The following is a 5,392-nucleotide window of genomic DNA, read 5'->3' as shown; positions in this document are numbered from 1 at the left end:
TTGATTAAGGAAAATGTGGAACGCGCCCGCCGCTATGCAAAGGAGTTTTGACGATGATCGAACGGACGATTGAAACGGCGACGAAGCGCTATCCGCTTCTTTTGGGCGATGGGGCGGCCCGCGTGCTGCCAAGCTTGCTTCGGTCGCTCTCCTGTCCGCCAGGGACAAAACTTTTCATCGTTACCGACGATACTGTGGCGCCTCTTTATTTGGATGAGGTGCGGGCGTTGCTTGCCGCCGCTGAGTATGACGTGTACGCCTACGTCATTCCAAGCGGGGAGGCGGCCAAGTCATTTGATCATTATTACGCTTGCCAGACAGCGGCATTGCAGTGCGGCCTCGACCGCCGCTCGGTTATCATTGCGCTTGGCGGCGGCGTTGTCGGCGATTTGGCTGGGTTTGTCGCCGCCACCTATATGCGCGGCATCCGTTACATTCAAATGCCGACGACACTCTTGGCCCATGACAGCGCCGTCGGCGGCAAAGTCGCCATCAACCATCCGCTCGGCAAAAATATGATCGGCGCCTTCCACCAGCCGGAAGCAGTTGTGTATGACACCTCCTTTTTGCGCACGCTGCCCGAGCGCGAGCTTCGGTCCGGGTTTGCCGAAGTGATCAAACATGCGCTGATCCGCGACCGCCGCTTTTACGACTGGCTGCGCGCGGAAATCAAGACGCTCGCCGACTTGCGCGGCGAGAAACTCGCCTATTGCATTGAAAAGGGCATTGACATTAAGGCGTCCGTCGTGCGTGAGGATGAAAAAGAAACCGGGGTGCGCGCCCATTTGAATTTCGGCCATACGCTCGGCCATGCGCTGGAAAGCGAGTTAGGCTACGGCGCGCTCACTCACGGGGAGGCGGTTGCGGTTGGCATGCTGTTTGCCGTCTTTGTCAGCGAACGGTTTTACGGCCGGTCGTTCGCTGAGCATCGATTGGCCGACTGGTTCGCCGGATACGGCTTCCCGGTGTCGCTGCCGACAACGGTTCAGACGCCCCGCCTGCTTGAGAAGATGAAAGGCGACAAAAAAGCGTACGCCGGAACAGTGCGGATGGTGCTTCTCTGTGAGATCGGCGACGTGGAAGTGGTGGAACTCGAAGACGACAACCTGCTCACGTGGCTGGACGAGTTTGCCAGACAGGGGGGAAAAGAATGATTCGCGGCATTCGCGGAGCGATTACAGTGGATCGAAATGACGCCGAGGAAATCGTGGCGGCAACTGAAACGTTGCTTCGTGAAATGATCCGCGCAAACGATGTCGCCGCTTCTGATGTGTCGTTTGTGCTCATTTCCGTCACCGACGACATCACCGCCGCGTTTCCGGCGCAGGCGCTGCGCCGTTTGGACGGCTGGACATATGTGCCGGTCATGTGCACGAGGGAAATTCCGGTGCCCGGTTCATTGCCGCGCTGCATTCGCGTCATGATGACGGTGGCGACTGAGAAACAGCAAGAAGAGATCTGCCACGTGTATTTAAAAGGGGCGGTCGTGCTGCGCCCGGATTTGTCGTTGACAAAAAAAACAGAAATGTAATATAGTTAAAATAACCTCTTTGCCCCCTGAGACATCGGGGGCGTTAGAAGCTGAGCGAGAGCAGAGAGCGAGCGTAGGGTAGATGAGAATGAGCGAGTTTAGCTGAGGTGAGCGTTTTTTCATTCGCCGACATCTGCCCAAAGACGGTCGTCTTTGGGCGTTTTATTTTCCCTCTCTTTTTTCGCCTCATAAACCCTCATTCTCCGCCCGCTGATCATGAAGGGAGGAGAAGTGATGTCTGCTGATGGGCTGGCCGCTTTTTTGGCGGAAGCGAACGAATTTCGAACCATCCCGATTGTGCGCAAATTTGTAGCCGATGTCATTGAGCCGCTCGGCGTGTTTGCCAATTTGCGCGAGGAAGCCGTGTTTTTGCTTGAAAGCAAGGATGACGAATCGCCGTGGGCGCGCTATTCGTTCATCGGTGTGGCGCCGTTTTTGACGCTGGAGAGCGAAACCGGCGAAACGTTTTCGGTGAAAGACGAAAACGGGAACGAACAAATCACCGCACCGACGCTGAAAGAAGCGTTTCAATGGGTCGAGCGGACGCTTGCCGTCAAGCCGCTTGCCGAGACGGTGCCGTTTACAGGCGGTGCAGTTGGGTTTTTAGGCTACGATTTCATTTCCGCCATCGAAAAAGTGCCGCGCCACAAAAACCGCGATGTGCCTATGAAGACGGCCTATTTCGTGTTTTGTGAATCGCTGTTTGCGTTTGACCAAAAAAAGCGTGAGTTGCTCGTCATTCACTATATTCGGTTGAGCGGCAACGAAACGGAGGAAGAGAAAATCGAAGCGTACCGCGCGGCCGAACGGCGCATGGCCGATCTCGCGGCGAAAGCGGCCCGCCCTCAAGCCGAGCAACCGCTCTTGCCGGCGGAAAGCGAATCGGGGCGGACCGCCTCGTTTGCCAAAGCGGTGTCCAACTATGACAAAAAACAGTTTTTGCGCGATGTGGAGGCCGTGAAACGGTACATCGCGGCCGGCGATGTGTTTCAAGCGGTTCTGTCGCAGCGCTTCTGCGTGCCGGTTCAAGCCGGAGGCTTTGCCATTTATCGGCTGCTCCGATACATCAACCCGTCGCCGTACATGTTTTATTTCCAGCTTGACGGTGTGGAAATTGTCGGCAGTTCGCCGGAAAAACTGATTCAAGTGCACCGTCGGCGCGTTGAAATCGATCCGATTGCCGGCACACGGCGGCGCGGCCGATCGCCGGAGGAAGACGAGAGGCTGGCTGATGAGCTGTACCACGACCCGAAAGAACGGGCTGAGCATTATATGCTTGTCGATTTGGCGCGCAACGACATCGGCCGGGTCGCCAAGTACGGAACGGTCGAGGTGCCGGTGTTGCTTCAGATCGGCAAGTTTTCACACGTGATGCACTTAATTTCCAAGGTCGTCGGTGAACTGGACGACAACGTCCACCCGATCGATGCACTCCTTGCCGCCTTTCCGGCTGGAACGGTGAGCGGGGCGCCGAAAGTGCGGGCGATGCAAATTTTGCAGGAACTCGAGCCGACAGCGAGGGGGCTGTATGCCGGAGCGATTGCCTATATCGGGTTTGATGGCAACATCGATTCGTGCATCGCCATCCGGACAGCGGTCGTGAAAGACGGCTATGCCTATGTGCAAGCCGGCGCCGGCATTGTCGCCGACTCCGTTCCGGAACTGGAGTGGAAAGAGACGCGCAATAAGGCGAGCGCCTTGATGAATGCGATTGAACAAGCGGAACGACTATTTGCTAAAGGGGAGAGGGCCGTATGTTGAAGCAGCTGCTTTCGAAATGTGCGGAAGGGAAAGCGTTGACGGAAGACGAAGCGTATGCGGCGATGAATATCATCATGTCCGGCGAGGCGACAGACAGTCAAATCGCAAGTCTGTTGTCCATGCTCCGCCTGCGCGGAGAGACAGTCGATGAGCTCGTCGGATTTGTGCGGGCGATGCGCGACCGGATGACTGCCATTGAGGCTAGTGATGATGTCATCGATACGTGCGGTACGGGCGGCGATGGGGCGGCGACATTCAACGTTTCCACCGCCGCGGCGATCGTCATTTCATCGCTTGGCGTCAAAGTCGCCAAGCACGGCAACCGCGCTGTTTCGTCAAAAAGCGGCAGCGCTGATGTGCTCGAGCGGCTCGGCATCGACATTCAAACGTCGCCGTCGGCCGCCAAACAGGCGTTGGAAACGAAAGGGCTGGCGTTTTTGTTCGCCCCGCTCTATCACGCGGCGATGAAACACGCCGCCGGGCCGCGGAAGGAAATCGGTTTCCGCACCGTTTTCAACTTGATCGGCCCGCTCGCCAATCCGGCGCGCTGCAAGCGGCAAGTCGTCGGCGTCTATTCGACCTGCTACGCTGAGAAATTGGCGGAGGCGATGCGCCGCCTCGGCTCGGAACATGTGTTGTTTGTCACCGGGCGCGATGGGCTTGATGAATGCAGCATCGCTGCAGAAACGGATGTCGTGGAGTTGAAAGACGGTGCGATCCGCCGCTTTGTCATCGCACCAGAAGACGCCGGCTTGCCGCGCGGCGAGCTTGCCGATGTGCAAGTGCGCGATCCGGAAGAGAGCGCCGCGCTTCTTGAGGCGGTGATGGCGGGAACAGCGCCGGAGAGCGCCATCAATATCGTTGCGCTGAACGCCGGCGCCGCCCTGTATGCCGCCGGCAAAGCCGAAACGATTGCCGAAGGAGTGGCGATGGCGAAAGAGGCCATTTTGTCCAAAACCGCATACGAACAACTGCAACGCCTGCGGGCGAAGGAAGTGGTTCATGATGCTTGAGCAAATTTTAGCAGCCAAACGGGAAGAAGTGGAAACGTTGACGCTGCCGGCGCCATTGCCAGAGCGAAAGCGCCGGCCATTTGCGGCGGCGCTCCGTCGGCCGCGGCGGATGCTTGGCTTGATCGCTGAGGTGAAAAAAGCGTCGCCGTCAAAAGGCATCATTCGCCCGAATTTTGACCCGGTGGCCATCGCGAAAGCATATGAGCGCGCCGGTGCCGACGCGATCAGCGTGCTGACGGATGAACGGTATTTCCAAGGGCATCGCCGCTATTTGCGAGCGGTGAAAGAAGCGGTTAACGTTCCCGTGCTGCGCAAAGATTTCATCATCGATCGGCGGCAAGTCGAGGAAAGCGTCCGACTCGGGGCGGATGCGATTTTATTGATCGGCGAGGCGCTCCCGCCGGAAACACTCGAGGAGCTCTATCATGAAGCGTACAGCTTGGGGCTCGAATGTCTGGTCGAGGTGCATGCAAAAGAGACGCTCGAGCGGATTTTCGATCGGTTTACGCCGGAGATCGTCGGCATCAACAACCGCGACTTGCATACCTTTGTGACAACACTTGAGGCGACCAAAACGCTCGCTCCGCTCATCCCGCCATCGTGCGTCATCGTCAGCGAAAGCGGGATCGGTTCCTTCAATGATGTGAAGACGGTCAAATCGTACGGAGCGCAGGCCATGCTCGTCGGCGAGTCGCTCATGCGCCAAGATGATGTGGAGCGAGCGGTCTACCGGCTGTTTGGGGAGGAAGATGGGGATGATTCGAATTAAATATTGCGGCAACCGTTCGGCTGAAGACGTGCAGGCCGCTATCGCGAGCGAGGCTGATTACCTCGGCTTTATTTTCGCCGAAAGCAGGCGGAACGTCTCTCCGAGTGAAGTGCAGCAATGGCTTGAGCCCCATAAGCTTGGCGCAAAGCAGCTTGTCGGCGTCTTTGTCAACGCCCCCGTTAGGCGGATCGCCGCTGTCGCCGCCGAGCTGCCGCTTCATGTCATCCAATGCCACGGCCGTGAAACGCCGGCGGAGCTGGCGGCGGTGAAAGAGGCGGTGCCGCTTTCCGTCTGGAAGGCGATCCACCATGGCGACGG

At 57.8% G+C, this 5,392-nt stretch carries 5 protein-coding genes and 1 pseudogene; all 6 read left to right on the top strand.

Annotated features, from left to right (window positions below):
* Nucleotides 1-53 precede the first annotated feature (53 nt).
* The gene (aroB, locus tag VU18_RS09215) at nt 54-1,154 is read left to right on the top strand and encodes a 3-dehydroquinate synthase (protein WP_021322185.1); all 1,101 of its coding nucleotides are present in this window, start codon (nt 54-56) and stop codon (nt 1,152-1,154) included.
* Complete coding sequence (aroH, locus tag VU18_RS09210; RefSeq protein ID WP_013144896.1) at nt 1,151-1,531, top strand: chorismate mutase; 381 nt, start codon at nt 1,151-1,153, stop codon at nt 1,529-1,531. Before aroB ends, aroH begins: the two co-directional genes overlap by 4 nt.
* Nucleotides 1,532-1,765: 234 nt before the next feature.
* The gene (gene trpE, locus VU18_RS09205; RefSeq protein ID WP_013524131.1) at nt 1,766-3,292 is read left to right on the top strand and encodes an anthranilate synthase component I; all 1,527 of its coding nucleotides are present in this window, start codon (nt 1,766-1,768) and stop codon (nt 3,290-3,292) included.
* On the top strand, nt 3,286-4,305 hold the full coding sequence (gene trpD / locus VU18_RS09200) for an anthranilate phosphoribosyltransferase (protein ID WP_021322186.1): 1,020 nt from the start codon (nt 3,286-3,288) through the stop codon (nt 4,303-4,305). The genes trpE and trpD overlap by 7 nt, the downstream gene beginning before the upstream one ends.
* Complete coding sequence (gene trpC / locus VU18_RS09195) at nt 4,298-5,074, top strand: indole-3-glycerol phosphate synthase TrpC (protein ID WP_014196204.1); 777 nt, start codon at nt 4,298-4,300, stop codon at nt 5,072-5,074. Before trpD ends, trpC begins: the two co-directional genes overlap by 8 nt.
* Nucleotides 5,061-5,392: pseudogene (locus VU18_RS19960) on the top strand (N-(5'-phosphoribosyl)anthranilate isomerase); the annotation flags it as partial. The gene trpC and the pseudogene VU18_RS19960, both read left to right, overlap by 14 nt.

Source organism: Geobacillus sp. ZGt-1 (assembly GCF_001026865.1).
Lineage (GTDB): Bacteria > Bacillota > Bacilli > Bacillales > Anoxybacillaceae > Geobacillus > Geobacillus thermoleovorans.
The sequence above is the reverse complement of the archived record's forward strand: the minus strand, read 5'-3'. Positions and strand labels throughout refer to the sequence as shown.